Raw genomic sequence first — 25965 nt, 5'->3', positions numbered from 1 at the left:
AGGCAGGCCGCGCCTGCCGAGAAAAGCTGCTCCAGCTCGGGGACTTTCTCAGACGGTTTGGGCGAGAACAGCACCGCCACGCAAAGCTGGCTGTCGTAAAATTGCTTGCCGGCCTTGGCGCTCTGATCCTCGGGCAGGCCCTGAGCGGCGGCCCGGGTCTCGGCCTCACGACCCAACCGCTGCGCGGCGGCGCGGGTGAGAACGACAAAGCGCCATGGCTCCAGCTTGCCGTGATCGGGGGTGCGCGCGGCGGCTTGCAGGATTTCGGTGAGCTGATCTGCGTCGGGCGCGGGCGCAACCAAAGTCTTGGCCGGACGCGAACGGCGCGACAGCAGGAAATCGAGGGCCGCCTGATTGCGGGTGGCGGGGTTCACGGTCGGGATCTCGGTCATCGGCGTCTCCAGTTTGCAGCTCTCGATATCGGACGGCTTAGTTCTGATTGCAACCGCAGAGCCCGTGCTTTCTTGCCCTAGAGACTGTGCGCGGTATGCTGCAACGCGATGACGGATCTTTCGAAATATGCGGTGTCTGGCACTGAAATCGCGCTGCGGGTGACACCCAAGGCTTCGCGCAATGCGATTGTCGAGGGTGAGACGGGGTTGCGCGCCTATGTCACCGTCGTGCCCGAAGACGGCAAGGCCAACGCGGCGGTGCAAAAGATGCTGGCTAAAAACCTTGGCGTGGCCCGGACCCGGCTCACACTGATCCGAGGGGCGCAGGCGCGCGACAAGGTGTTCCGGCTCGATTGAGCGGGAGCGGCGTTACTCGGGCTTCGCGGGGCTCGTCTCGCCGGACTGGCGCAACCGATAGACCCCTTCGGGCAGGTTGAGCGCCGCGGCCAACTCACGCAATTGCGCATGCGAGAAGGTGATGGTCTGCACCTGATCGGTCTGATCGTCGAGCTGTTCGACGACGACGCAATCCTCGAAAGAGGTGATCGTCACATCCTCTTGCAGATAGTCGCGCGGATCCGACCCTTCGTCGACGAGGGTGATCACGGTGGCGTCGAATTCGTGTTCAATGGTAAACATGTCACTATGCTAGCGCCGCATCGCGCCCTCAGGAAGCGAAATCTCTTCAATTCTCCGGGCGGGCTGGCATGCGCGCGCCGAGACGCTAGACTACAGGCGAACCCAGTGATCCTGACCGAGAGACAATGACCAAGCTGCGCCTTATCTTTCTTCTACCGGCGCTGCTGATTGCGGCCCTGTCAGGGTGCGTGCCTGCCGTCTCGCCCGATGTCGCAGCTGGCCCGCCGATTTCCAAGCAACAGGCCGAGCAGGCGCGTCTGGCCGTGGATCGGCTGGTGCGGGTGACAACCCGCATGGAACCTGTGATCGAGGCGGAGTGTCGTGCCTTCAGCCTTCAGCGCAATTGCGATTACCGGCTGGTCGTCGATGACCGCGTCGAGCTGCCGCCCAATGCGTTTCAGACCGTGGATCGGCGCGGGCGCCCGGTGATCGGGGTGACGCTTGCGATGATCGCGGAGGTCAATTCCGATGATGAGCTGGCATTTGTGCTGGGTCACGAGGCTGCCCATCACATCGCAGGCCATATCGCCCAACGCGAGCGCGATGCGCAAAAGGGCGCCACACTTTTGGGGATGATGGTGCAGGCGCAAGGCGCCGATGCACGCACGGTCCAAGAGGCCCGGCGGGCCGGGGCAGAGCTTGGCAGCCGCCTCTATGCGCAGGATTACGAGCTGGAGGCCGACCGGCTGGGCACGATCATCACATGGGATGCGGGTTATAACCCACTCAAGGGGGCGGCCTTTTTCAAGCGTTTGCCCGAGCCCTCGCAGACGGTTCTGGGCACGCACCCGGCCAATGCGCTGCGCCTCGATGTCGTGCGCAAGACGGTGGCGGAGCTTAAATCCGGCACTCTGAAGGGCCATGATCTCGTTCCAACTCTGGGCTTGAGCGGATGAGTGATGACAAAGCGATAAAGGCTATCAGCCTCTCGACGCTGCGCTGGCGGATCCGCATCATCTTGCGCCAGATCTGGGTGCGCGTGACGGCGTTCGGGTTGCTTGGCGTGCTCACCGCGCTTGCCTCTGCCGGGGTGGGCTATCTGATCCCGGATGAGTTGAGCATCCAGATGGGGGTCGATTCTGTCGAGCCGATCCTCAAGATCATCGCGACGGCCATGCTGACGGTCACGACCTTTTCGCTGCAGATCATGGTGACGGCCTTCGGCTCGGCCCAGACGGCCGCGACACCGCGGGCGGTCAAGCTGATGCAGTCCGACCGGATCACCCAGAACGTATTGGCCAGTTTCATCGGGGCCTTCGTGTTCTCGCTGGTGGGCATCATTGCGCTTGAAACCGGGATCTACGGCCCGTCGGGGCGATTCTTGCTGCTGCTGGTGACGATCGGGGTGGTGGCGATCGTCGTCATCTCACTGCTGCGCTGGGTGCAGCATCTGAGTGAGTTTGGCCGCTTGGGCGATGTGATTGGCCGCGTCGAGATCGCAGCCGACGCGGCCTTGCGTTCGCGCTGCGCCGATCCGTGGCTGGGCGGCCAGCCGTGGCAGGACGCCCCCGTCGGTGTCTGGTCTGTGAGCCCCGACCGGACGGGCCATGTGCAGTATGTCGATATCTCTAAGCTGCAAGCGGTCGCTGAGGAGCAGGACTGCCGGATCTGGATTTGCGCGCGGCCCGGCGTCTTCGTGCATCGCGCCGCTGATCTGGTGCTCTGCGACGCGCTGCCGCAAGACGCCCATGCGCATGCCGAGATGGAAGAGCGATTGCTCGAGGCCTTTGCCGTCAATCACGACCGCGATTTTGAGCAAGATCCGCAATTTGGCCTGATCGCGCTGGCCGAGATCGCCTCGCGCGCGCTCTCGCCCGGGATCAACGATCCGGGGACGGGGATCGATATTCTGGGGCGGCTCGTGCGGGTGCTGGCAAGCTGGCATCCGCCGCATCGGGTCAAGGCCCGCCATGACCGGGTCTATGTGTCTGATCTGCCGCCCGCGCAGCTTCTGGAAGATGCGTTCTCCGCGATCGCACGCGATGGCGCAGGCCAGTTCGAGGTCGCCTGGCGCTTGCAGCAGGTTTTGAGCGCGCTCGCAGATATGGAGCCCGACCATTTTGGACGCCCTGCAGCCGAGCAGGCGCTTCGCGCCGCCGAGCAGGCTGAGAGCAGCCTGCCACTTGCCGAGGACCGCGCTCGCATTCACGAGAACGCCCAAGCGCTCAAGGCGCGATTCCTCGGCGAATGAGGGATCGCACGCCCCGCCAGTGTCATAAGACATTGGGCGAGAGGCCGCGCATCCCGCCTCTTCATGAAAGTTTCATTTCCTCTTATGCGGATGGGAGTATAAATAAATCCTGAAAGTGAGTTTCAGGATTTATGCCCATGCCCCGTGACGGACAGACAGCGCCCAATTGCTACGATGCCGAACCCATCCCGGAGGCCGCGCGCGCCGAGATCGACCGCCTGCTGATGAGCGGCGATCTGTTCCGCTATACCTCTGACGATGCGCCCGTGGCCAAGCTCGAGGCGGAATTCGCCGCGATGATGGGGGTGCGCTACGCGGTGGCGGTCTCCTCTTGCAGTCAGGCGTTGTTCCTCTCGCTCAAGGCGCTGGATCTGCCGCGCGGCGCGCGCGTGCTGGTGCCCGCATTCACCTTCGCCGCCGTGCCCTCCGCGATCTTGCATGCGGATTGCGACCCCGTGCTGGTTGAGGTCGGGCTGGATTACCGCATCGATCTGGCCGATTTCGAAGCCAAGTTCGACGACTCCATCGGGGCGGTCCTGATCAGCCATATGCGCGGTCACACTTCGGATATGGATGCGATCATGGCGCTGGCCGAAGCGCGTGGCGTGCCGGTGATCGAAGATGCCGCGCATAGCCTTGGCACGCTGTGGCATGGGCGCAAGATCGGGACGATTGGAAAAATCGGCTGTTTCAGCTTCCAGTCCTACAAGCTGCTCAATGCGGGCGAGGGCGGCATTTTGGTGACCGACGATCCTGAACTCGCGGCGCGCGCGGTGATCATGTCGGGCGCCTATGAGCATAACTGGAAAAAGCATCCCGGGCTGCAAAACAGCTTCCATCACTGGCAAAACAAGCTGCCGCTTTACAATTGCCGGATGCAGAACCTCTCTGCCGCCGTGATCCGCCCGCAACTGGCCGAGCTGGAGCGCCGGGTGCGCGACGGTCGGGCCAATCATGATTACGTGGCAGGCCGCCTCAATGGCTGCGACTGGATTACGGTGCCGCCATCCTTGGACCCCGAGACCCGTGCCCCGGACTCCCTGCAGTTCAACCTGACCGGCGCGTGGAGCGACGACGAGGCCCGCGCCTTGCAGGCCGCCTCCAAGGCGCGCGGCGTGAGCCTGTCGATCTTTGGCTTGAGCACGGATAACGCGCGGGCGTTCTGGAACTGGCAGTTTCTGAGCGATCTGCCCGAGCTGCCGCAGACCCGCGCGATGCTGATGCGGGCCTGTGACACGCGCCTGCCTGCGCGGCTGACGCGGCCTGATCTCGATTATATCGCCGAGGCCATTCTCGACGCGGTGGCCGAGATCAAGGGATAGGCCGGGGAAGCGGCGAACCTCTCCCCCGGGTCTGTCCTCAATGGGCGGGCTTGATGAAGGTGTTGTTGCGCAGCTCGGCCATCGCGGTCATCAACTCTTCGCGGGTGTTCATCACGATGGGGCCGTGCCACGCGACCGGCTCGCGGATCGGCGCGCCCGAGACCAGCAGGAAGCGCACGCCTTCCGCTCCGGCCTGCACGACGATCTCATCGCCCGTGCCAAAGCGCACAAGCGTGCGGTTGCCGGACATGTCGCGAATATTCACCTCTTGCCCGCGCACCTCTTTTTCCAACAGCACCCCTTGGGGCGCAGAGGCGTCGGCAAAGGCGGCCGCGCCCTGAAACACATAGGCGAAGGTCTGGCGGTAGGTGTCGACTTTGAAGCGCTTCTTCACGCCTGCCGGGATCGAGATGTCGAGATATTGCGGATCGGCGGCGATCCCGTCGACCGGACCGCTCTGGCCCCAGAACTTTCCGGTGATGATGCGCGCGACCGTGCCATCGTCATCGGTGACCTCGGGAATATCGCTGCCCTGAATGTCTTGATAGCGCGGCGCGGTCATCTTGAGATCGGAGGGCAGGTTGGCCCAAAGCTGGAAGCCATGCATCTGCCCCGCCGCATTTCCCCGCGGCATCTCTTGATGGAGAATGCCCGAACCCGCCGTCATCCATTGCACCGACCCTGCGCCGAGCGTGCCGCGATTGCCAAGGCTGTCGCCATGCTCGACCTCACCGGCGAGCACATAGGTGATCGTCTCGATCCCGCGATGGGGGTGCCACGGAAAGCCCGCGCTGTAATCGGACGGGTGATCGCCGCGGAAATCGTCGAAGAGCAGAAACGGGTCGGCCTCGGAGGGGTCTTGAAAGCCGAAGGCGCGGTGGAGATGCACGCCGGCCCCCTCAACAAAGGGCTGGGACTTGCGGGTCTCAAGTACGGGACGGATCGACATGAAAGCGCTCCTGACAGGGAAAGGACGGCCGCTTTGACGCGGCTTTGGGATGCCCCTCAGGTAAGCGTTTTGTGCCGGGCCGCAACATCATGCCCCGACACAGATCCTGTCACTGGGCGCACAGCCCGCAGCTTTGGCGCTACTTATCGGCGTTCCACACAATGCGCGGCTCGCGCGGGCGCGTCACGACAAAGGTCGAGAAAGGCAGGCCGGTCTTGAGCCCGATCTGGGTCCAGGTCTTGCCGTTGTCAAAGCTCAGCCCCCTGTCGCCGATGTCGAGGAACGGGTTGAAGTGATAGACCGTCTCGGTCAGCACGGCCATGTCACCGATGGCCATGATCGGGATGCGATCGGCTTCGGCATTCAGCCCGGCCTGCGTGTAGGGTTGGGCGGCGCTGGGCGGATAGACATAGGACGCGATTTTTCCATCCTTCCCCGTGTCGAGTGTGAATTTCTTGTTCTTGCCGTCACAATAGGTCACGCTTGAGTCGTCGTCGGGCTCGGCCTTGCATTTGAAGAGCGTCACGCGCAGCCATGTCTGGTTGGGTTTGTTTGCACGGGTCAGGAAGGCGAAGACCTTTTCCATTCCTGCTACATATTTCGGACCGATCTCTTCGCGTGTTCGCGACAGCATGTCGGCCACCGTAAAGGTCGCACGCGTCGCGGCAGAGCGCAGCTTGAAGGCGTCATAGACCTGGAACGAGACGAGCAGCCAGGCGATCAACAGAACCGATCCGAAAACGCCCTCAATTGCGACCGAACCGGTCTCGTCGCGGCGAAAGAGCCTCATGCGGCGCAGGAATTGGCCAGAGCGTGCCATTTCGGGAAATTTTGCCATGATCATGTTCCACTCCCCGCCGAGGAAACCCGCGGCTCGTTGACAAAAGCGGTGGTCACGACCAGCGCATAGCGATCCCCCCACGGCCAGGCGGCGGTCAGGGCTTTCGAGATGAAGTTGTCTTGCATCATCGGTTTGACGCGCAGGCAGACCCGCATGAGCATCAACTCGTCATCCGTGCCATATTCGAGATTGGGATCGGTGGGCGGGGTGTCCTCGGTGTTATCCGAGCTGGATTCGCAGTTCAGCGGATGACCCGAGAGCGTGGAGGTCCAGTCGGCCTGATCGACCGAGAAGGTCTCGACCGTCAGGTTTTGCATGCAATCGCCGATGAAGGCGACATTGTCGCAGATGGATTTCTTGAGCACCGCTTCATCGGGTTTGCGCGAAATGCCGATCTGCATCACCCGGGCCGTCATGGCGACGCCGCGATCAAGCAAGGTCTGCTTGATCATCATCACCGACATCTCGACCGCCGAGAACATCAAAAAGAAGTAGAACACGAGCCAGATCAGCGAGGGGATCGTGACCGCGCCCTCTTCGTCATGCCGAAACGCGGCGCGCATTCGGGCGGCGGGCGGCGTCTCAGAGGGGTAGATTTGGCTGCTCATGGGTGCTGTCCGGTTCTGGTTCGTAAAAGGGTGGGGGAGGCTCGCCCCCCGCACCGCAATCAGTTGCTCAGGCGCAAGGCGTTGATCGAAGAGTTGATCGATTTGAACGCATCCGCGAGGTTGTCGGATGAGACGTCATAGGCGAATGACGGACGGTACGCGCAGTCGTCCAGGACCTGCTTGCCCGAGTCAGGCGCATCGACCGCGATCGTGAAGATCTTGATCTCCTTGGATTTCGCGAGATCGCAAATGGATTTCAAGTTCGCGTTTTTGGTGGCGAATTGTGACTGGATCGCCATCTCGTCATAGATCGTAGCTTCGTCTGCTCCGTCGATGTCTTCACGCGGCGGAACTAGGAACTTCCGAATGACGTATTGCAGCGAGTAGTTCTTGCTCCAAATCGTTTGCCACGTGATCGAGTAGAGATCGAGCGCCACGAATTCCTCGGTGCAGACATCCTTCCAATATCCTCCGTGCCTTCCCCGGCTCACCCACTTTCTCTGACAGACCTGCTTGGTCGTGCCGATCTCGTTTTTGGCCAGCCATTTCTTGTCTTGGAAGCGGTAATACGGTCTAAGGCCATCGTCCTCGCGCTTCTGGGAAAACCAGTACAGATCGTTGGTGTTATTGGCCGAGAATGTGGTGTCGTTCGTCGTTGAGAAGAACCCCGATGGTCCCGTTCGATATGGCATCTTGGTTGAGAAAGAGCGGGTGTTCTCACCATCCGTCATCAGGACCATGATCTTGAGCGCTGTTTTGTCGGCTGTCGTGCTTGCGTCAGCGTATTGCATTGGGTGGCTGGTCATCGCCGGGCCGATTTTGTTCTGGTTGTAAAGCGCCTGAGAGACCGGCTGAGCGCTCGGATCGAGCAGGGCAAGGCCCCAGCGCGCGCCGATATCGATGGCGGTATCGCCGCCCGGAGAGAGCTGGTTGATCTTGTTGATGGTGGCCTGCTCGTCATCTTCGAAAGCCATCACCGACGACGAACTGTTTTCCTTGCAGTTCTGGTTCGATGCCATTGTCGCGACATTCCACTGCGGTTTCTGGCCGTTATAGTCGAAGCTGTCGCCAAACATCGTGCGTTGCAGCTCGTCCGTGGGCGAAATCGCGAGCGAGTTGAAGCCCAGCGTCTGCACATCCACGCAGGTGTTTTTCGTGTGGTCGTCGCTCAGGTTGTAGATATTGCCAAGGGTGGAGCCCAGTGTGACCTGCTGATTGTAGGGCACAATTGAAATCGAGAGGCGACCCGCCGGCGAGCCCGGGGGCTGCACCTGATCATAGAGGCCTTTCACGAAGTCGACCGCAGCAGGCTGCAAACGATCCATCCGGGTGGGATAGGTGCCCGCATAGGCGTTGGCCTCGTATTGGTAGCCGTATTGCGTTTGAACGACCTTGGTCTGAGAGTCGTGATAGATGTTGAAATTCATCGAGCCCGAAATATCGAGCACCATCGACACTTCGACATTGCCGATCGCTTCCTCGGCCTGCGATTTGCCGAGGGTTTTGAGCGATTTAATCCCGAGCAGCCCGCCGAAGATCGTCGGCATGTTGTCGGTGACCTCAGCGGTCACGCGGCGGTACTCGTCATATTGGCCCTGCTTCACGACGGGGTCCACGTCGAGATAGGAAAGCCCGGCTTTCTTGATGTAGTCTTTTACGACCTCTTTGGGGTCGAGTGTTTGATCGAGATCGGCTGCGGCCAGTGTTGCCCGGTCGAGCGTGGCCTGAATGACGGTGCGTCGCTCTTCCTGACGCACAAGGTCGATGGCTATCCCGGTGATCACCAGCATCACGATGAGCAGCTGAAGGCTCAGCAAGATGAGCGCCCCATCCTCGTCGCGCGCAAATCGAGCGATACGATTGGTGCGGCCAAAGCCGGTTTTGCCAAGCAGTTTTGTCAGGCGCGGGTTCATCATCGCTACTCCTTCCCTGCGGGCGGGCCCGATGACCGGACTCGTCACAAGAGAGATTTCTTCACTTGCGATAAGTGCATAACGCTTGGGGCCGAAATAAGGCGGCGATGGGGCAAAGCTGTAGCGATTCCTGCACATTGCGCGGGCAATGCGGCGGACGGATAGGCGCCCGTCGGGTGCATCACGGCGCAGTTTGATCGCGCAGCGGTCGCGATGCCCTATGGCGCAGGGCCCGGGGGCGGATGGGCGGCAATCTCGCTCAGTCAGCATTTCTCGCGCGCCATCGAAAGGCTGCGAAATCGCATCTGCCCTCTCGACTCCGCAACGCTCCGGGCCAATATAGGGGGCATGAGCCTGCCACCCGGATTTCTTGACGAATTGCGCACGCGCACCTCGATTGTTCAGGTCGTGGGCCGCAAGGTCATATGGGATATGCGCAAGTCCAATCAGGGCAAGGGCGACATGTGGGCGCCATGCCCGTTCCATCAGGAAAAATCGGCCTCGTTCCACGTCGATGACCGCAAGGGGTACTACTATTGCTTCGGGTGCCACGCGAAGGGCGACGCGCTGTCTTTCGTGCGCGAGACCGAGAATGTGGGCTTCATGGAGGCCGTGGAGATCCTCGCCCGCGAGGCTGGCCTCTCGATGCCTGCCCGCGATCCGCGCGCGCAGGAGAAATCCGATCACCGCGCCCAGCTTGCCGAGGTCATGGAGGCCGCCGTCCAGCATTACCGGCTGATGCTGTCCACGGCGGCAGGGCAGGGCGCGCGCGATTATCTTGCCGGGCGCAAGCTTGGGGCGGAGGCGCAAAAGCGCTTTGAGATCGGCTTTGCTCCCGATCAGCGGCAGGGGCTATTGCAGGCCCTGACCGCCAAGGGGTTTTCGCCCGAGTTGATCGTCGAGGCGGGGCTCTGTGCCAAGCCAGACGATGGCGGCGCCCCCTATGACCGGTTTCGCGGGCGCATCATCTTTCCGATCCGTGACGGTCGGGGGCGTGCGATCAGCTTGGGCGGACGCGCGATGGATCCCAATGCGCGCGCCAAATACCTCAACGGCCCCGAGACCGCTTTGTTCGACAAGGGGCGTTCGCTTTACAACCACGGCCCCGCTCGCGAGGCCTGCGGCAAATCCGCCGCGCTGGTCGTCTGCGAAGGCTATATGGACGTGATCGCGATGGTTGAGGCAGGCTTTGGCGGGGCTGTGGCGCCGCTTGGAACTGCCGTCACGGAAGACCAGCTGCGCCTGCTCTGGCGAATCCATGACGAGCCGATCATCGCGCTCGATGGGGATACGGCGGGCATGCGCGCGGCCCTGCGCGTGATCGATCTGGCGCTGCCGCTATTGGAGGCGGGCAAGGCGCTGCGATTTGCGGTGATGCCACCGGGGCTCGATCCCGACGATCTCATCAAGGCGCAGGGCGTCGAGGCGATGGCGCGCGTTCTGGCCGAGGCCAAGCCGATGGTGTCGCTCCTTTGGCAGCGCGAGATCGAGGGTAAGGTCTTTGACAGCCCCGAACGCCGCGCCGCGCTCGACAAAAGCCTGCGCGCCGCGATCAAGCGGATCGAAGACCCCTCGATCCGCGCCCATTACGGCGAAGAGATCAAACGTCTGCGCTGGGAATTGTTCGGCGCCTCTCGGGGCGGGGCGCAGGGCGGGCCTGCGGGCAATCGGCGCTCTGACTTCGTGCCGGGCGCGCGCGGCGCGGGCAAGCGGCGCTTCGTGTCGCCCAATGCGCTGCCCGAGACCCGCGCCACCTTGCTGGCGGCGGCGGGCGATGATGTCTCCGAGACGCTGCGCGAGGCGATGATCCTTGGCATCTGCGCACGCCATCCCGCGCTAATTGCGCAGTTCGAAGCACAGCTCGAGCAGATCGCGCTGCGCGACGCGCTCCATGACCGGCTGCGTCACCTGATGCTCGCCCATGCGGCCGCGCCCGCCGATGTCATTGAAGAAAAACTGCAAGCGCTGGCCGGGGCAGACCTTGAAAAGCTGTTGGCACTGCCCCACCTGCGATCTGCGCCCCCGATCGTGAAACGTGACGATACAGAGCTCGCCCAGATGTGCCTTGCGGAAGAATTCGCCAAACTGGCAGCTGTGCGCGCAATGCGCGAAGAAATCGCGGATGCTGTGGAGGACTTGGAGGGGCTGGCAGATGAGGGCGTGACCTGGCGACTGGCGCAGGCCGCCTCATTGCGTCACAAGGCAGAGAATTCGAAGCTGGAGGATAACAGCGATACAGGAGAGGACCGCGCCGCCCTTTCCGCGCGCCTTCAGGCCATGATTGATGGAGAGATCTGGCGCAAGAAACACTGAGCGGGCAGGGCTTTGCACCTCCTGGCCGCCTGAAACCGAATCGTTGGAGTCACATTGCGCATCAACTTTGCGTCCGCGCGCCTCGCGCCTCTGTGATTCGCCGCAACGATTCGCTAAACAGTCTGAATATGATTCGCTTTCGTCATAGCTTGAGTGCACCAAGCCCTGACCGAGGAGCCCAAATGGCCGCCAAAGACATCGACGACAACAAGTCCGACGCGCAAAGCGACGACGCCACTTCCTTTGACATGAGTCAGGCGGCGGTGAAGCGCATGATCGCGGAAGCCCGCGAACGTGGATTCATCACCTACGATCAGCTCAATAAGGTGATGCCGCCCGAGCATGTCTCCGGCGACCAGATCGAGGACGTGATGTCGATGCTCTCCGAGATGGGCATCAACGTGATCGAGGCCGAGGAAGCCGACGAAGAAGAGGGGCAATCCTCCTCCGCGGGCGGCGAACTTGCGACCACGGGCTCCGGCTCGCGTGAAGTCGCGGTCTCCAGCTCGTCCAGCGAGACGCTCGATCGCACGGATGACCCGGTGCGGATGTATCTGCGCGAAATGGGCTCGGTCGAGCTGCTCTCGCGCGAGGGCGAAATCGCGATTGCCAAGCGCATCGAGGCCGGTCGCAACACGATGATCGCGGGCCTGTGCGAAAGCCCGCTGACCTTCCAGGCGATCACGATCTGGCGCGACGAACTTCTGGGCGAAGAGATTTTGCTGCGCGACGTGATCGACCTTGAAACCACCTTCGGCAACTCGCTTGACGAAGATGGTGAGGAAGAAGTCGGCGCACCCGTCGTCGAAGGCGCATCGGTCTCCTCAGATGAGAAGAAAACCGAGACCGAGCAAGAGCTCGACGCGGACGGCAACCCGATCCAGTCTGACGATGACGACGATGATGAGGGCGCGAACCTGTCGCTCGCCGCGATGGAGGCCGCGCTCAAGCCGCGCGTGCTCGAGACGCTCGAGCTGATCGCCGATCACTATATCGAGCTGGCCGAGATGCAGGACCAGCGGATGTCGGCTACGCTCAACGAGGACGGCTCGTTCTCGGTCACAGCCGAAGCCGCCTACCAGAAGCTCCGCGCCGAGATCGTCGTGCTGGTGAATTCGCTTCACCTGCATAACAACCGGATCGAGGCTCTGATCGATCAGCTTTATGGCATCAACCGCAAGATCATGTCGATCGATAGCGGCATGGTGAAAGTGGCCGATCAGGCGCGTATCAACCGCCGCGAGTTCATCGAGGAATATCGCGGCTATGAGCTGGACCCGACCTGGGTCGAGCGGATGCAGGAAAAATCCGGCCGTGGCTGGCAGATGCTGTTCGAGCGCTCCGCCGATAAGGTCGAGGAGTTGCGCAACGAGATGGCGCAGGTCGGTCAGTATGTCGGCGTCGACATCTCGGAATTCCGCCGCATTGTGAATCAGGTGCAAAAGGGCGAGAAAGAAGCCCGCTCCGCCAAGAAAGAGATGGTCGAGGCCAACCTGCGCCTCGTGATCTCGATTGCCAAGAAATACACCAATCGCGGTCTGCAGTTCCTCGATCTCATTCAGGAAGGCAATATCGGCCTGATGAAGGCCGTGGATAAATTCGAGTATCGCCGCGGCTATAAATTCTCGACCTATGCGACCTGGTGGATCCGTCAGGCGATCACCCGCTCGATCGCCGATCAGGCGCGCACGATCCGTATCCCGGTCCATATGATCGAGACGATCAACAAGCTGGTGCGGACCGGTCGCCAGATGCTGCACGAGATCGGTCGCGAGCCGACGCCCGAAGAATTGGCCGACAAGCTGCAGATGCCGCTCGAGAAGGTCCGCAAGGTGATGAAAATCGCCAAGGAGCCGATCAGCCTTGAAACGCCGATTGGCGATGAGGAAGACAGCCAGCTTGGCGATTTCATCGAGGACAAGAACGCGGTGCTGCCGCTGGATTCCGCCATTCAAGAGAACCTGAAGGAAACCACGACCCGTGTTCTAGCCTCGCTCACCCCGCGCGAAGAACGCGTGTTGCGGATGCGCTTCGGTATCGGGATGAACACCGATCATACGCTCGAAGAGGTCGGCCAGCAGTTCAGCGTGACCCGCGAGCGGATCCGCCAGATCGAGGCAAAAGCCCTGCGCAAGCTCAAGCATCCCAGCCGAAGCCGCAAACTGCGCAGCTTCCTGGATCAGTAAATCTCGACCGCTTTGATCCCCGGGCAGGGCGCACTTAGCGTGCTCTGCCCGGTGTAATTAAGGCTGGCCGTCAAGTGATCAGCCCCTTCATCTTGGCCCAAATACCTCGGGGGTGAATTCGGCGTAGCCGAAGAGGGGGCGGCGCCCCCTTCCTCACTTTCCACATGCGAAAGCGCCTGATAGCGTTTGAAAAACGCCAGTCTCGGAGCCTCGCCATGACCCGCCTCTTCCTCCTCGCGCCCTTCGCTCTTGCCGCCTGCCAGATGGATGGTGCATCTCCCGCGGGCGCACCGCGCATGGATCAGGCGGGGACCTGCTTTCTCTACGTTCAGGATCAGCCCGATGGTCGTTTCACGGTCGTCTCTGGCGTAGGCGACGGCAGTGATGCCCCCGAGGCGATGGTGACGAAGGGGCTGGATGGGGCCGCAGCGGATGCGCTTTGGGCGAAAGAGCGCAAGACGATGGATGTGAATCCCGAATGCCTCGCGATCCTTGCCACCGACCGTGCGCAGGCGCGGCCCGCGCCTAGATCCTGATGCATTCGACCTTCGAGATCGCAACGCGCGGCCCGGGGCTCTACGAGTTCACCCGTGAGATTGCCGCTTGGGTCGCGGAGTGCGCGCCCGATGAGGCGCTGCTCACGCTGATGATCCGCCACACCTCGGCCAGTCTGCTGATCCAAGAGAATGCCGATCCCGAAGTGCGCACCGATTTGACGGGCTATTTCCATCGACTCGTGCCGCCCAGCACCGATCCGAGCATGGCCTATCTGACGCATACCTATGAGGGCCCGGACGATATGCCGGCCCATATCAAGGCGGCGCTTCTGCCAACCAGCTTGCAGATTCCCGTCATTTCCGGGCGGATGCAGCTGGGTACGTGGCAAGGAGTTTACCTTTTCGAACATCGCGCCCGGCCGCATCACCGCGAGGTCGTGGCACTCCTGCGCTGAGTCCCACGCGCCACAGCGCGACGCCATATCTAGCGCATCGACATTTATTCTACCCAAATCTTCCGCGACGGGCTAAGGTCTTGTGGATAACCGGGGCGTGAAGACCCCTGATAGAGGCGGGACAAGGGACGAGGGAGACGCAATGCGCTGCCCATTTTGTGGAAATGTCGATACTCAGGTTAAGGACTCGCGTCCTGCCGAAGACCATGTCGCGATCCGGCGGCGCCGGTTCTGCCCCGCCTGTGGTGGCAGGTTCACCACCTATGAGCGCGTCCAGCTGCGCGATCTCGTGGTGATTAAGACCTCTGGCAAGCGCGAGGATTTCGACCGCGATAAGCTGGAGCGCTCAATCCGCATTGCGATGCAAAAACGTCCCGTGGAGCCCGAGCGGATCGATCAGATGATCTCCGGTATCGTGCGGCGCCTCGAAAGCATGGGTGAGACGGATATCTCCTCCAAGATCATCGGCGAGATCGTGATGGAGACGCTGGCCCGGATCGACACCGTTGGCTATGTCCGTTTTGCAAGCGTTTACAAGAACTTCCAGGAAGCAGACGATTTCGACAAATTCGTCTCCGAGCTGCGTCCTCCGATCGGCGGCGAGGCTGAGTGACCCCGACGGACCGGCGTTTCATGCAACTCGCCCTCGCTCTGGCCGGGCGGGGGCTTGGTTCTGTCTGGCCCAACCCGGCGGTCGGCTGCGTCCTTGTGCGCGAGGGTCGGATCGTCGGGCGCGGATGGACGCAGCCCGGCGGGCGGCCGCATGCCGAGGTGCGTGCCTTGCAACAGGCAGGCGATGAGGCGCGCGGCGCCACCGCATATGTCACGCTGGAACCCTGCGCGCATTACGGCAAGACGCCCCCTTGCGCGAGCGCTCTGATCGCGGCGGGCGTGGCGCGTGTTGTCAGTGCGATGGAAGATCCCGATCCGAGGGTGCACGGCGGTGGGCATCAGATGTTGCGGGACGCCGGGATCGCGGTGAGCGTAGGCGTGATGGAGTCCGAGGCACGTGCGCTTCAGGCCGGGTTCCTGACCCGGATCACCTCGGGTCGTCCGTGGATTTCGTTGAAATTGGCCACCAGTTTTGATGGGCGTATCGCCACGGCAAGCGGTGAGAGCCAATGGATTTCCGGGCCGCAGGCGCGCGCCCATGTGCATGCGTTGCGCGCGCGGTTCGACGCGGTGATGGTGGGCGGCGGCACGGCGCGCGCCGACGATCCGCTGCTCACGGTGCGCAGCTTCACCCCGCTGCATCAGCCGCTGCGCGTCGTGGCCTCGCAAGGCCTCGATCTTCCGCGCGGCAGGCTTGCAGGCTCGCTTGGACAGGCACCGCTTTGGCTGCTGCATGGGCCGGACGCGCCCGAGGAGGCGCGGAGCTACTGGGCGGGGCAGGGTGCCGAAGTGATTGGCGTGCCGCTCAGCGATGGCCAGCTTGATCTGCGCGCTGCGATGGCGGAGCTGGGCGCGCGCGGTCTCACCCGCGTGTTCTGCGAAGGTGGTGGGGCCTTTGGTGCCGGGCTGCTGCGTGCGGGGCTTGTCGATGAGCTGATCGGCTTTACTGCCGGGGTCGGGCTGGGCTCTGAGGGGCGGCCGGGTCTGGGGGCGCTGCAGCTCGCCCACCTTTCGGACGCGCCGCGCTTCGATCTGATCGAGAGCCGCGTCATCGGCGGCGATCTGTTTCACCGCTGGCGGCGCCAGATCCACGCGTAAGAGGCGAGAGCCCCCTGACATTTCGCAAGCGTTCGGTTGAACGGTCCCGGGCGGGGAGCGGGGCTGTCGGTCAGCCGCGCCAGCGCCACCTCCACCGGACAGGGCAGGCCGCTCACCGGGTCATGGTAGCGCGGATAGGCGATCAGCGTGGCATGGACGAGCCGCTCCAGATCAATGCGGGTCTGCCGACGCTCCGGCACGGCGCCAAGATCGTGGGTCAGCCCCCAGCCCGCATAGAATGGCGCGCCCGTGGTGGTGACAGGGATGCCGCGCAACAGCGCCTCAAAACCGAGGGTCGATGTCATGGTCCAGACTTCGTCCACCGCCTCGATCAGGGCGATCGGATCGGATTTGTGCAAGACGGCATCCGCGTATCGCAGCGCCTCGCTCTCTGCCAATCGGCCCGGACGCAGCCCGGCCTCGACATCGGGATGTGGTTTGAAAAGGATAACCGCATCGGGGTTTTCGGCGCGAACCTTGGCAAGCAACATCGCATTCGTGCAAATCTCGCCGGCCCCGAGCCGGATCGAGGCGTCATCCTCGACCTGACCTGGAACGAGAATACGGTAGCCGGGCGGAAGTTCGGGCGTCGCACCGCCAAGGTTGTATTTCGACAAGTGGGCGGCGCGGATTTGGCTGATCAGCCGGGCGGCACGCAGACGACCGCCCGCTGGCAGCTCTTGCGCGATCAGGGGCTCAAGTTTGGAGGGCTGGGTCGGGTCATAGTAGATCCCTACAGGATCGCGGATCAAAGAGAGCGGCGGGATCAGATCCGCCCCCAACCCGCGCGAGCGCAGAAAGCCGTCTTCCAGCCGGATCGCGGAGGCAGCGTGAACCTTCGGCAGGCGCGTGGCCCAGCACAGATAGGGGCGTTTCGGGTCCGGGGTGCCGGAAAAGCGCACCGGTCCGTGCTGGCCGAAAAAACGGCGCAGATGCGGGCGTTTCCACAGCGACATGCCGCCCATGACATAGCCCTGACGATCCTCTCGCCAAGCGCGGACCTCGGCATCAAGCTGGTCGACGGCCTCTTCAAAGCTGCAGAGCCGTTTGCGGCAGGGGTCGTACCAGCTTGGCGCGAGGATATGCGATACGGCGAAGATCTGCGCCCGGGTCAGGCTGCGGGTGCGTCGGGCGACCGGGTTTTCGTCCTGCGTCAGGCCCCAGCCTGCGTAGAATGGCTGGCCGAAGACGCGGGGCTTGTGGCCTGCGAGGATCGCCTCATAGCCCATCTGGGAGGACACGGTATAGACCGCGATTGCGCCCTCCAGCAGCGCCCAGGGCGAGATTGGGGCGTCACAAAGCGTGGTGTTGGCATCGCCGCTTTGCGCATCATAGTGCCCGGCGCGCAGACCGGCCCGCGTCTCGGGATGGCTCTTTATGACGATGGGCGCGCCGGGGTTTTCGATGCGTGCAACCGCCAGCATTTCGCGAAACATCGCAACCGAGCCACCGCCATGGGTGACGGACGCATCGCCCTTTGTCTGGTCGATGACCAGCACATAGCCGGGCGGTGGCGCGGCAAGCGTCGGGTCGAAATTGTTGTATTTCGACAAGTTCAGAGCGCGAAGTCGGGCAATTCCATCACGGGCGCGCTGTAAAACCGCACCATCGTCCAGCGGCTCGCGAGCCAGCATGCGCTCGATGCGTGACGGGGTGGCGCTGTCGAAATGCACGCCTTCGGGGTCGATCAAGATCCCAAGCGGCGCGCTGCCCATCCGTCCGGGGTGTACCGAGCGCAGGAAAGCGTCTTCCAGCCGGATCAGCCCGCTCCCGCGCCGCGCCGCGATCGCCTCGCCACGCGCGGCATAGGGCGAGCGGCCCCAGACGGCCACGGCGTCTTCAGGGCCGGGAAGACCCAGCCGCAGCTGATAGTCCGCCGCATGCAAGATGGCGCGCAGCCGTCTTTGGCGCAGCATGCCCGCATTGTAATAGAAAAGCCGCCGGGACGTATTCCCGGCGGCCATGTTGTCGTCTCGCTGCGTCATCAATTGGCGAGGTTGTTGATCGTCGCCGCCGTGCCAAGCGGAGAGGTGATCGCCGAGAGCGTCTTTTGCCATTGCACGAAGGGCGCCTCTGTGACATAGACCGTATCGCCGTCGCGGATCACGAAATCGCGGGCCATGAACATGCCGTTCGGCTCGGTCAGATCCAGCACGTAGATCATGCGCTGATCGCCCACCAGATCCGTGCGTCCAAGCACCTTGTTGGCGATTGCGGCGGGCTCATTGCGCAGCACGAACACACCCGTTGGATCGGCGAGGTTGGTTTGCAGCCCGCCGACGGTCGCGATGGCGTCGAGCGCCGAGAGCGTCTGGGTTTCGAAGGGCACGCGTGCCTGACTGCCGGTGGCACCAAGCGCTGTGAAGGCGCGCTGATCTTGTTCGACAAGGATCACGTCATTGGCGCGCAGCGCGATATCCATCTGCGGATTGTCGTAGAGATCCTTGAGCCAGATCGATTCCGCCATCTTGCCGCGTTTGACGGTGATGCGCGCTACTTCGGGCTTGATCGAGACGCCGCCTGCGCGGGCGATCATTGCAGACAGCGTGCGGGTGGGCCGTTCGATCGGGTACACGCCCTGACCATTGATCGCGCCCATGACCGAGACGGTGGCGCCATCGCCTGCCGTCCGGGTGACGAGCACCTGCGGATCGGGGGTCTGGGTGTCGAGCTTGGCGGTGATGATGCGGCGCAGCCCGTCGGGTGTGTTGCCAGCGGCCTTGATGCGACCGGCATAGGGCACGAAAATATAGCCCGATCCGTCGACCTGCACCTGCTGAAGCTGGGTCGCGTTGGCGCCTTTATTGGCGAGAAGCCCGTCATCGACGTTCTCCCAGATCGTCAGGCTCAGCGTGTCGCCTGCGCGGATCGTGTCCGAGCCGATCGGTCCGGCATTGATGAATTGGCTGGTGAAACCCAATGCCGGTTGCACTGCGGTTTCGCGGGTTACGAAATCATTGACCTTGACGACGAATGCGTCGCCATGGCGCAAAACGGAACCGGAATAGATTTGCCGTTTATTGGGGCCGGAACGCGGCAAACCGCAAGAAGCGGTCAATAGCGTCGCCGATAGGCCCGTCAAAACGGCCCTGCGGTTCAAAGTACCTGTCACTGCTCGAGCTCCTCGTTTCGGGATGCTGCCTTGTTGTTTTGCGATAAAGCCTACTCAAATCTTTGAAAGAAAACCAGATAAACTATTTGACGACCCGCAACTGTTGCCGCGGTGCCGCTTTGCCTGAAATGAGCGCGTCATAGGGATCTTCGAGTGCAAGCATCATGTCGATGACCTGACGCAGCAGTGCCCGCCTCCCGCGCGCCGAATAAAAACCGCCGGGAACCTGACTGGTTTCGAGCAGGAAGTGGCGGTACTCCCGATAGGCGCGGGCGTCGGGGCGGTTCGGTGCCTGGAAGAAATCGGTGATCTCTTGGCTTGACGTGAACTCGGGCTTTGCAAAAACCGCCCGGCCAAAACACTTCACCGGCAGGCCGCGCCACAAGGCCTGTTGCGCAGATGTCGAGTTCACCGTCACCGCAGAGCGCGCCTGCGAGAGCAGCTCTGCCAGCTTGCCGCCGCGTACGAAATGAACCCGTTCGCGCAGCCCGTGGCGGTCGGCGGCATCGCGGATCGCCTTGCGGATAGGCGCGCGCCCGTCCTCCAGCGGATGGGCCTTGAACACGAGGTGATGATGCGTGGGCGCGCCTTTGGAAAAGCCCGCCATGACCGTATCGATGAAATCGGTCTGGCTTTTGAACTCCGAATGCATGCGAAAGCTCGCGTCATGCTCCAGTTGAAGCAGCACGAGGTGATAGGGAAAGCCGCTATATTTGACCCGCGCCGTCGCGATCTTGCGCTCCATCATATGCATCGGCAGCAGCAGCAGCCGATTGAGCCACAGGCGGAACTCGGCGAAAACCGAGATCGCCCGATGGGTCTGCATCTTGCGATAGGGGCGGTTTCGGGTCAGCACGAAGAAATGGTAAAGCGCGCCATAGAAGATGTGATGGCGCGTATCGCCCCAGCGCGAGGGGGCGTCGGGATGCTCGATCTCAAGGCGCGCCAGTGCTTCGCGCATCTGCGCCACGCTCATATCCATCAGCCGTGAGTAGCCGTTCGAGCCGTTGCGTTCATAGCTGACCCAATATGGGCGCAAGTAGCCCTCTTCGAAGACATGCACCCGAAGCCCCGCCGCGCGCGCAGCCGCGATGGCCTGCGCATGGATCGGGCGGGTGTCGCCATAGACCACCAGATCGGTGATGGCCTTTTCGTGGATCAGCGCCTCAACCCGCGCGGGCCACTCCTCGGGGCGGCCTTGGTAGCGGATCAGCGAGGCGGGATCGAACCAGAAATTCTCATCGCCCTTGTTAAAACTGACGCGCCAGACCGTGCTGCCTGCCTTGCGCAGGATCTTCCCCAATTGGTGGAAGAAGGGGCCATGCGGTCCCTGAAGCAGCAAGAAGGTGTTTTGGGTCGCGGCAGTCATTGCGGGTCGGTTCCTTGGACGCGCTTTGGTGATCGCGCAATTTGTCCACGAAGTCACGGGTTGAGAAGGATTTTCCCGCAATCTTGCGGCAATAATAGGGCGCAGGTGCGACCAAACTGTTAAGCGGTGCAGGGGGCTTGTGCGCGCATAACCTTGCAGCTTCGATCTGTGCGGGCTAGGTGAGGACCGCAATCTGAGAGGAAAAGAGCGATGTTCACCGGGATCGTCACCGATATTGGAGAGATTTTGGAGCTGGAGCAGCGCGGCGATCTGCGTGCGCGGATCGCGACCGAATACGATGTGGATGGCATCGAGATCGGCGCGTCCATCGCCTGTGACGGCTGCTGCCTGACGGTGATCGCAACCGGCACCTCACCGCGCAATTGGTTCGACGTCGAGATCTCGGCGGAGAGCGTCGAGAAGACCAATATCGGGCGCAACAGCTGGGAGCTGGGCCATTCCATCAATCTGGAGCGTGCGCTGAAGGTCGGCGATGAGCTGGGCGGGCATATCGTCTCGGGCCATGTCGATGGCGTGGCCGAGATTGTCGCGATGACCGATGAGGGCGACAGCACCCGCTTTACCTTTCGCGCCCCGTCGGGTCTGGAGAAGTTCATCGCGCCGAAAGGCTCGATCACGCTCAACGGCACCTCGCTGACGGTCAACGAAGTTGAGGGCGACACGTTCGGCGTCAACATTATTCCGCATACCAAGCAGGTCACCAATTGGGGGCGGGCGAAAGTCGGTGATCGGATCAATCTCGAGATAGACACGCTGGCGCGCTACGTCGCCCGTCTTCAGGAGTGGAACGCATGAAAACGCCGACGCCCGTCGATAAATCCGGCACTCATGACGTGCCCGGCGCGGTCGAGGAAAGCCTGCGCCACGCAATCTCGCCAATCGAAGAGATCATCGCGGATGCGCGCGCGGGACGGATGGTCATTCTGGTCGATCACGAGGATCGCGAGAACGAGGGGGATCTCTATATCCCTGCCGCCAAATGCACGCCCGAGGCGGTCAATTTCATGGCGATGCATGGGCGCGGGCTGATCTGTCTGCCGCTGACCGCCGAGCGGGTCGACCAGCTTGGGCTGGCGCCGATGGTGCGGGCCAATTCGATGCGCCATGAGACCGCGTTTACCGTCTCTATCGAGGCGCGCGAAGGCATCACGACCGGGATCTCGGCGCATGATCGGGCGCAGACCGTGGCGATCGCGATCGATCCGTCCAAGGGGCCGCAAAATCTGGCATCTCCGGGCCATGTCTTCCCGCTGCGTGCCCGCGAGGGAGGCGTGCTGGTGCGTGCGGGCCATACTGAGGCCGCCGTCGATATCGCGCGGCTGGCCGGACTGCCGCCTGCCGGTGTGATCTGCGAGATTATGGGTGATGACGGCCATATGCTGCATCTGCCGGGGCTGATCGCGTTCGGGCGGCAGCACGGGCTGAAGATCGGGACGATTTCGGATCTGATCTCCTATCGCCGCCGCCACGACAATCTCGTGCGCGAGACGCTGAGCCAGAGCGTGAATTCGGAATTTGGCGGCACGTGGCAGATGCGGGTGTTCACCGATCAGGCCGAGGGCGTGGATCACGTCGTGCTGACCAAAGGCGATGTCACCACACCCGAGCCGGTGCTGGTGCGGACCCATTCGCTCAATATTCTTGATGACGTGCTGGGCATTGGCACGAGCCCGGCCAACGAGGTGCGCCGGGCTATGGAAATCGTGGCCGCAGAAGGCCGCGGCGCGGTCTGCCTGTTCCGCGACCCAAGCGCCAAGCTGCTGCGCGAAGAAGAGCAGGGCCCCCGCACGATCAAACAGATCGGGCTTGGCTCGCAGATCCTGTCGACCATGGGATTGAACGAGCTGATCTTGCTGACAGATAACCCCGCAACCCGCTATGTCGGGCTTGACGCCTACGGGCTGAGCATCGTGGGCACGCGCCCCATTTCCGAGGAGTGAAGCCATGGCTGGCGTTTCGCATTACACGCTCGATCTGCCGCAATTCGACAGCGCCCCGCGGCTGCTGATTGTGGTGGCCCCTTACTACAAAGACATCGCCGACAATCTCGTCGCAGGCGCGCGCGGCGTCGCTGAGGCCTGCGGCGCATATGTCGATCTGATTGAGGTGCCGGGCGCGCTTGAAGTGCCCTCAGCCATCGCGATGGCGGCCCGGATGGCCGATTATGACGGCTTTGTCGCGCTGGGCTGCGTGATCCGTGGCGAGACCACGCATTACGAGACAGTTTGCAATGACAGCTCGCGCGGGTTGACCCTCATGGGTTTGGAAGGGATTTGCATCGGCAACGGCATCCTGACGGTCGAAACCTACGAGCAAGCGGCGGTGCGCGCCGACCCTGCCGATCAAAACAAAGGCGGCGGTGCGGCCGCTGCGGCCTTGCATCTTATCTCATTGTCGCGCAAATGGGCGCGCCGGACGAAAGGTATTGGGTTCAAGCCCACCCAATCCTTCCGCGTCGCCGGTGATACTGACGGATCGAGCCAAGCATGACCGAAGAGCCCGCCCAAGACGCCCCCAAGCGCCGCAAGCCGACGCAGGACGAAAAGCGCCAGATGAAATCCGCCTCGCGGCTTTACGCCGTGCAGGCGCTGTTCCAGATGGAAGCCGCCGGGCAGGGGGCTGACCGCGTGCGCGCGGAGTTCGAAACTCACCGTTTCGGTGCCGTTTACGAAGATCAGGGCGAGATGGCCGAAGGCGATCTCAACCTGTTTCGCCGCCTGATCGATGACGCGGTGACGTGGCAGGGCAAGATCGACCAAGCGACCGACCGCGCCTTGGTGGCGAAATGGCCGATCGACCGGATCGATCCGGTGCTGCGCGCGCTGTTTCGTGCCGCAGGCGCCGAGCTGTCGAGCCCCGCGACGCCGCCCCGCGTGGTGATCTCGGAATTCGTCGACGTGGCCCGGGCCTTCTTCCCCGAAGGCAAAGAGCCGAAATTCGTCAATGCCGTGCTCGATCACATGGCCCATGCGATGCGCCCCGACGCGTTCTGAGATCGGGCTGAGACCGGGCCGACACGGGGCGCGTGCGATGCGGTGGCGGGGGGCCGCCGATTGCGCCGCCAATCGACGCATTCGCACTGGAAATTCTGGCGTCAGGCATTATCTTAGAGTCCAAGTGAGAGGAGTCACAATGCCTGAACTCGTGCGTCTCTATGTTAAAAATATCGCCTTTGGTTTCGGCCTCGCGCTGGCCTTTGTAGGCCTTTTGCTTTGGTTCAATGTTGCGAACCTGTGGCACCTGATTTCCACTTCGGATGTCGGTTATATCGCGCTTTCGCTGCTCATCGTCTTCAACACCATCGTCTTTGCAGGCGTGCAGTTCGCGATCTCCGTGATGCGCTTGGCAGACGATTCAGACAGCTCTGGTGGTCTGCGTGACTATCCGGGAAGCCCCGAGCGCATTGCGATCCGTATCCCGGTCGAGACGATCGATACCCGCACGCAGCGCGATCGTCAGTTGCACCGCCGCCGCTGATTCTTACTCCGGGTTCCGGAGGCCGCAACTACCAGATAGCGCAAAGCCCCGCCGGATCGGACGGGGCTTTTTGCTGCGCAGATTGGAAAGTGACGGAAACCGCAGCGGAGGTGGAGACGAGAATTCCCGGAGACCTGAAAAGTCAGGTGGGTGCCAGGTAACGAGGCCAGGGCCACGACAGAGCCAGCTCCCTCAGGAATGGTATAGGCCACTGGAAAAGGGTCTCTCACGCAAGGAGCAGTAACCGTCGGGATGACAGATAGGCGCGCAGACCGGCGTCGACAAGGGGGCACGGAAACACGGCTGCACGGCTGGACAGATGTTCGCCTTTCGTTCATCATTGCGAGATGATGATGCAACCGCCGCTCTCCGATCTGCAACCGGGCCAGGTGCTCGCGCGTGGGACTGCCCGCGCGCTCGCCTCGCTAGGCTTTGACAGCCTGCCCGAGATGGTTCTGCGCCCCCGCCTGCGCGCCGATCTGATGGCTGTGGGGCGCAAGGGCGAGATCTGGATTGTTGAGTGCAAATCGAGCCGGAGCGATTTTCAGTCCGACCGCAAGTGGCAGGGCTATCTGGAGTGGTGCGACCGCTATTTCTGGGCGGTAGATGCCGATTTCCCGACCGAGCTTTTGCCGGAGGAGACGGGGCTGTTCATCGCGGATGGTTACGGGGCAGAGATGATCCGCGAGGCCCCTCTGAGCCAGTTGGCACCCGCACGCCGGAAGGCTCTGACGCTGGATTTCGCGCGGGCCGCCGCCCGGCGCCTGCATCGTCTGTGCGATCCGGGGCTGGCGGGAGAGGCCGGTGCCCCGGGCGCGTTTTAGGGCAAGGCGTTAGCGCTTGCCCTTCTTGCCTTTGCCACCCTTGCCCATTTCGCGCGCCGCTTGGGCCGCTGCCTGCAATTCTTCGGCGATTTCTTCGGCTTCTTCGGGGTCGAAATCGAGTGGCAATTCGATGCCGTCCCCTTCGACATAAAGCCGGACCATACCCAGATCGGTCGGCCCGATTTGCAGATTGGCCGAAATATCGCTTTGCTTGTCGATGCCCATCGGTAGCCTCCTGACCCTCATGAGAGAAAACTCAGGTAACGCTCAACTGCGCGTCAAGCAAGCCTCGGCGTAAAATTCGTACCGCATCGGGCTTGCATTCCGGCGCAGCCCGGTCTAAATCCGCCGCCAGTGCCGCCTTAGCTCAGTTGGTTAGAGCGCTGGATTGTGGATCCAGAGGTCCCCCGTTCAAGCCGGGGAGGCGGTACCATCTCCCCTTGCAGGAAATCTGGATTGCGGATGCATGCGTATCCTGCGCAAAACCAAGTTCTTTCTGGACTTTTGACCGGATCGTGCAATCTTCTGATCCATGCGCGGCGCCGGAGAGCATCGGGAAACGAATGGCCTATTCTGAAATTACGACCCTGCCGGAGCCCTTGATCGCCTATTGCGACAAGTCCAACGTGGCCCTGACCCTTGCGACCGCCGATCGGGACGACCTGCCTTTGGTCTATGTCAACGCGGCTTTCCTCAAGCTGACGGGCTATGAAGCCCATGAGGTTCTCGATCGCAATTGCCGCTTCTTGCAATGCGACGAGACCACCGAGTCGCAACGCGACGAGGTGCGGGCCTTTCTGAGGGACGAGGCGCAGGATGCAGGGCGGTTTCGCATCGCAAATCAGCGCAAATCTGGCGATGTGTTCGAAAACTTTGTTTTCATGTCACGAATGCGTGACGCCTCGGGCGCGACGCGTCTGTTTCTGGGGTCGCAATTCGATCTCAGCCAAGCCTCCCGGCGGGCCGGACTGTCACAAAATGATGCCGCTCTCGATGCGGCCGTAGGCGATATCGACATTATTTCACGTGGCTTCGGGCTTGCGATGATCGGCTCGGCCAAAGTGCTGAGCGAAAGTGTCGCGATGATGGCGAACTTGATCTATCGCGATGAAGGCTCGTGAACTCTATGCCGCCGGTATGTCATAT

General features: G+C 62.3%; 27 protein-coding genes and 1 tRNA gene. 18 read left to right on the top strand and 10 right to left on the bottom strand.

Features of this window, described 5'->3' with window-relative positions; genetic code table 11:
* Positions 1 to 392: nitroreductase family protein (locus tag DL1_RS02965; RefSeq protein ID WP_211250617.1), on the bottom strand; the 392-nt coding region annotated here is incomplete at its 3' end.
* 108 nt (positions 393 to 500) lie between these two features.
* Between DL1_RS02965 and DL1_RS02960 the strand changes: the two genes are divergently transcribed.
* Entirely contained in the window at positions 501 to 749 is a 249-nt protein-coding gene (locus DL1_RS02960; protein WP_038062143.1) for a DUF167 domain-containing protein, read from the top strand.
* Between the two features lie 12 nt (positions 750 to 761).
* On the opposite strand, the gene DL1_RS02955 is transcribed toward DL1_RS02960, so the two are convergent.
* Entirely contained in the window at positions 762 to 1031 is a 270-nt protein-coding gene (locus DL1_RS02955) for a hypothetical protein (RefSeq protein WP_038062139.1), read from the bottom strand.
* A gap of 125 nt (positions 1032 to 1156) precedes the next feature.
* On the opposite strand from DL1_RS02955, the gene DL1_RS02950 reads away from it, so the two are divergent.
* The 3 genes from DL1_RS02950 (at position 1157) to DL1_RS02940 (ending at position 4544) form a co-directional block, all read left to right on the top strand.
* Positions 1157 to 1927, top strand: a complete 771-nt coding sequence (locus tag DL1_RS02950; protein ID WP_051693272.1) for a M48 family metallopeptidase — start codon at positions 1157 to 1159, stop codon at positions 1925 to 1927.
* Complete coding sequence (locus DL1_RS02945) at positions 1924 to 3222, top strand: DUF2254 domain-containing protein (protein WP_074854720.1); 1299 nt, start codon at positions 1924 to 1926, stop codon at positions 3220 to 3222. The genes DL1_RS02950 and DL1_RS02945 overlap by 4 nt, the downstream gene beginning before the upstream one ends.
* A 137-nt stretch (positions 3223 to 3359) precedes the next feature.
* On the top strand, positions 3360 to 4544 hold the full coding sequence (locus DL1_RS02940; protein WP_038062137.1) for a DegT/DnrJ/EryC1/StrS family aminotransferase: 1185 nt from the start codon (positions 3360 to 3362) through the stop codon (positions 4542 to 4544).
* Positions 4545 to 4581: 37 nt separating this feature from the next.
* On the opposite strand, the gene DL1_RS02935 is transcribed toward DL1_RS02940, so the two are convergent.
* From DL1_RS02935 to DL1_RS02920, 4 genes are all read right to left on the bottom strand, one after another.
* Positions 4582 to 5493 (bottom strand): pirin family protein, encoded by a 912-nt coding sequence (locus DL1_RS02935; protein WP_038062135.1) that lies wholly within the window; start codon positions 5491 to 5493, stop codon positions 4582 to 4584.
* Positions 5494 to 5632: 139 nt separating this feature from the next.
* Complete coding sequence (locus DL1_RS02930) at positions 5633 to 6337, bottom strand: hypothetical protein (RefSeq protein ID WP_038062132.1); 705 nt, start codon at positions 6335 to 6337, stop codon at positions 5633 to 5635.
* Complete coding sequence (locus tag DL1_RS02925) at positions 6334 to 6942, bottom strand: TadE/TadG family type IV pilus assembly protein (protein WP_038062129.1); 609 nt, start codon at positions 6940 to 6942, stop codon at positions 6334 to 6336. Before DL1_RS02925 ends, DL1_RS02930 begins: the two co-directional genes overlap by 4 nt.
* A gap of 59 nt (positions 6943 to 7001) precedes the next feature.
* On the bottom strand, positions 7002 to 8858 hold the full coding sequence (locus DL1_RS02920; protein WP_038062126.1) for a TadE/TadG family type IV pilus assembly protein: 1857 nt from the start codon (positions 8856 to 8858) through the stop codon (positions 7002 to 7004).
* 345 nt (positions 8859 to 9203) lie between these two features.
* Between DL1_RS02920 and dnaG the strand changes: the two genes are divergently transcribed.
* The 6 genes from dnaG (at position 9204) to ribD (ending at position 16016) form a co-directional block, all read left to right on the top strand.
* A complete protein-coding gene (gene dnaG, locus DL1_RS02915; protein ID WP_038062276.1) occupies positions 9204 to 11168 on the top strand; it encodes a DNA primase in 1965 nt (654 codons plus the stop codon).
* A 182-nt stretch (positions 11169 to 11350) separates the two neighbouring features.
* Positions 11351 to 13354 carry an RNA polymerase sigma factor RpoD gene (gene rpoD / locus DL1_RS02910; protein ID WP_038062123.1) on the top strand — a complete coding sequence of 668 codons (2004 nt, stop codon included), beginning with the start codon at positions 11351 to 11353 and terminating at the stop codon, positions 13352 to 13354.
* Between the two features lie 215 nt (positions 13355 to 13569).
* On the top strand, positions 13570 to 13890 hold the full coding sequence (locus tag DL1_RS02905) for a hypothetical protein (protein WP_038062121.1): 321 nt from the start codon (positions 13570 to 13572) through the stop codon (positions 13888 to 13890).
* Positions 13890 to 14306, top strand: coding sequence for a secondary thiamine-phosphate synthase enzyme YjbQ (locus DL1_RS02900; RefSeq protein WP_038062119.1), 417 nt, complete (start codon positions 13890 to 13892; stop codon positions 14304 to 14306). Before DL1_RS02905 ends, DL1_RS02900 begins: the two co-directional genes overlap by 1 nt.
* 142 nt (positions 14307 to 14448) lie before the next feature.
* Positions 14449 to 14919, top strand: a complete 471-nt coding sequence (gene nrdR, locus DL1_RS02895; RefSeq protein WP_038062116.1) for a transcriptional regulator NrdR — start codon at positions 14449 to 14451, stop codon at positions 14917 to 14919.
* Positions 14916 to 16016 (top strand): bifunctional diaminohydroxyphosphoribosylaminopyrimidine deaminase/5-amino-6-(5-phosphoribosylamino)uracil reductase RibD, encoded by a 1101-nt coding sequence (gene ribD, locus DL1_RS02890; RefSeq protein WP_342725916.1) that lies wholly within the window; start codon positions 14916 to 14918, stop codon positions 16014 to 16016. Before nrdR ends, ribD begins: the two co-directional genes overlap by 4 nt.
* Here the strand turns inward: ribD and DL1_RS02885 are convergent.
* From DL1_RS02885 to DL1_RS02875, 3 genes are all read right to left on the bottom strand, one after another.
* Positions 15986 to 18001 carry a capsular polysaccharide biosynthesis protein gene (locus DL1_RS02885; protein WP_051693271.1) on the bottom strand — a complete coding sequence of 672 codons (2016 nt, stop codon included), beginning with the start codon at positions 17999 to 18001 and terminating at the stop codon, positions 15986 to 15988. The genes ribD and DL1_RS02885 overlap by 31 nt on opposite strands.
* Positions 18001 to 19128 (bottom strand): polysaccharide biosynthesis/export family protein, encoded by a 1128-nt coding sequence (locus DL1_RS02880; RefSeq protein ID WP_074854718.1) that lies wholly within the window; start codon positions 19126 to 19128, stop codon positions 18001 to 18003. The genes DL1_RS02885 and DL1_RS02880 overlap by 1 nt, the downstream gene beginning before the upstream one ends.
* Before the next feature lie 82 nt (positions 19129 to 19210).
* Entirely contained in the window at positions 19211 to 20497 is a 1287-nt protein-coding gene (locus tag DL1_RS02875; RefSeq protein WP_038062107.1) for a capsule biosynthesis protein, read from the bottom strand.
* A 210-nt stretch (positions 20498 to 20707) separates the two neighbouring features.
* On the opposite strand from DL1_RS02875, the gene DL1_RS02870 reads away from it, so the two are divergent.
* The 6 genes from DL1_RS02870 (at position 20708) to DL1_RS02845 (ending at position 24819) form a co-directional block, all read left to right on the top strand.
* Complete coding sequence (locus DL1_RS02870; protein WP_038062105.1) at positions 20708 to 21313, top strand: riboflavin synthase; 606 nt, start codon at positions 20708 to 20710, stop codon at positions 21311 to 21313.
* Positions 21310 to 22458 carry a 3,4-dihydroxy-2-butanone-4-phosphate synthase gene (gene ribB / locus DL1_RS02865; RefSeq protein ID WP_038062102.1) on the top strand — a complete coding sequence of 383 codons (1149 nt, stop codon included), beginning with the start codon at positions 21310 to 21312 and terminating at the stop codon, positions 22456 to 22458. Before DL1_RS02870 ends, ribB begins: the two co-directional genes overlap by 4 nt.
* Positions 22459 to 22462: 4 nt before the next feature.
* Positions 22463 to 23008: a 6,7-dimethyl-8-ribityllumazine synthase gene (locus tag DL1_RS02860; RefSeq protein WP_038062099.1), complete on the top strand. Its 546-nt coding sequence runs from the start codon at positions 22463 to 22465 to the stop codon at positions 23006 to 23008.
* A complete protein-coding gene (nusB, locus tag DL1_RS02855; RefSeq protein WP_038062096.1) occupies positions 23005 to 23511 on the top strand; it encodes a transcription antitermination factor NusB in 507 nt (168 codons plus the stop codon). The genes DL1_RS02860 and nusB overlap by 4 nt, the downstream gene beginning before the upstream one ends.
* A 139-nt stretch (positions 23512 to 23650) precedes the next feature.
* Positions 23651 to 23995: a hypothetical protein gene (locus DL1_RS02850; RefSeq protein WP_038062094.1), complete on the top strand. Its 345-nt coding sequence runs from the start codon at positions 23651 to 23653 to the stop codon at positions 23993 to 23995.
* 350 nt (positions 23996 to 24345) lie between these two features.
* The gene (locus tag DL1_RS02845; RefSeq protein ID WP_074854806.1) at positions 24346 to 24819 is read left to right on the top strand and encodes an MmcB family DNA repair protein; all 474 of its coding nucleotides are present in this window, start codon (positions 24346 to 24348) and stop codon (positions 24817 to 24819) included.
* Between the two features lie 9 nt (positions 24820 to 24828).
* Here the strand turns inward: DL1_RS02845 and DL1_RS02840 are convergent, their stop codons facing one another.
* Positions 24829 to 25044, bottom strand: a complete 216-nt coding sequence (locus DL1_RS02840) for a DUF6324 family protein (RefSeq protein ID WP_038062088.1) — start codon at positions 25042 to 25044, stop codon at positions 24829 to 24831.
* A 131-nt stretch (positions 25045 to 25175) separates the two neighbouring features.
* Between DL1_RS02840 and DL1_RS02835 the strand changes: the two genes are divergently transcribed.
* Positions 25176 to 25252: transfer RNA gene (locus tag DL1_RS02835), tRNA-His, on the top strand.
* Between the two features lie 130 nt (positions 25253 to 25382).
* Positions 25383 to 25940, top strand: coding sequence for a PAS domain-containing protein (locus DL1_RS02830; RefSeq protein ID WP_051693270.1), 558 nt, complete (start codon positions 25383 to 25385; stop codon positions 25938 to 25940).
* Positions 25941 to 25965 lie beyond the last annotated feature (25 nt).

This window comes from Thioclava dalianensis, assembly GCF_000715505.1.
In the GTDB taxonomy this organism is placed as follows: Bacteria; Pseudomonadota; Alphaproteobacteria; order Rhodobacterales; family Rhodobacteraceae; genus Thioclava; species Thioclava dalianensis.
This window is presented reverse-complemented; position numbering and strand designations above follow the sequence as displayed.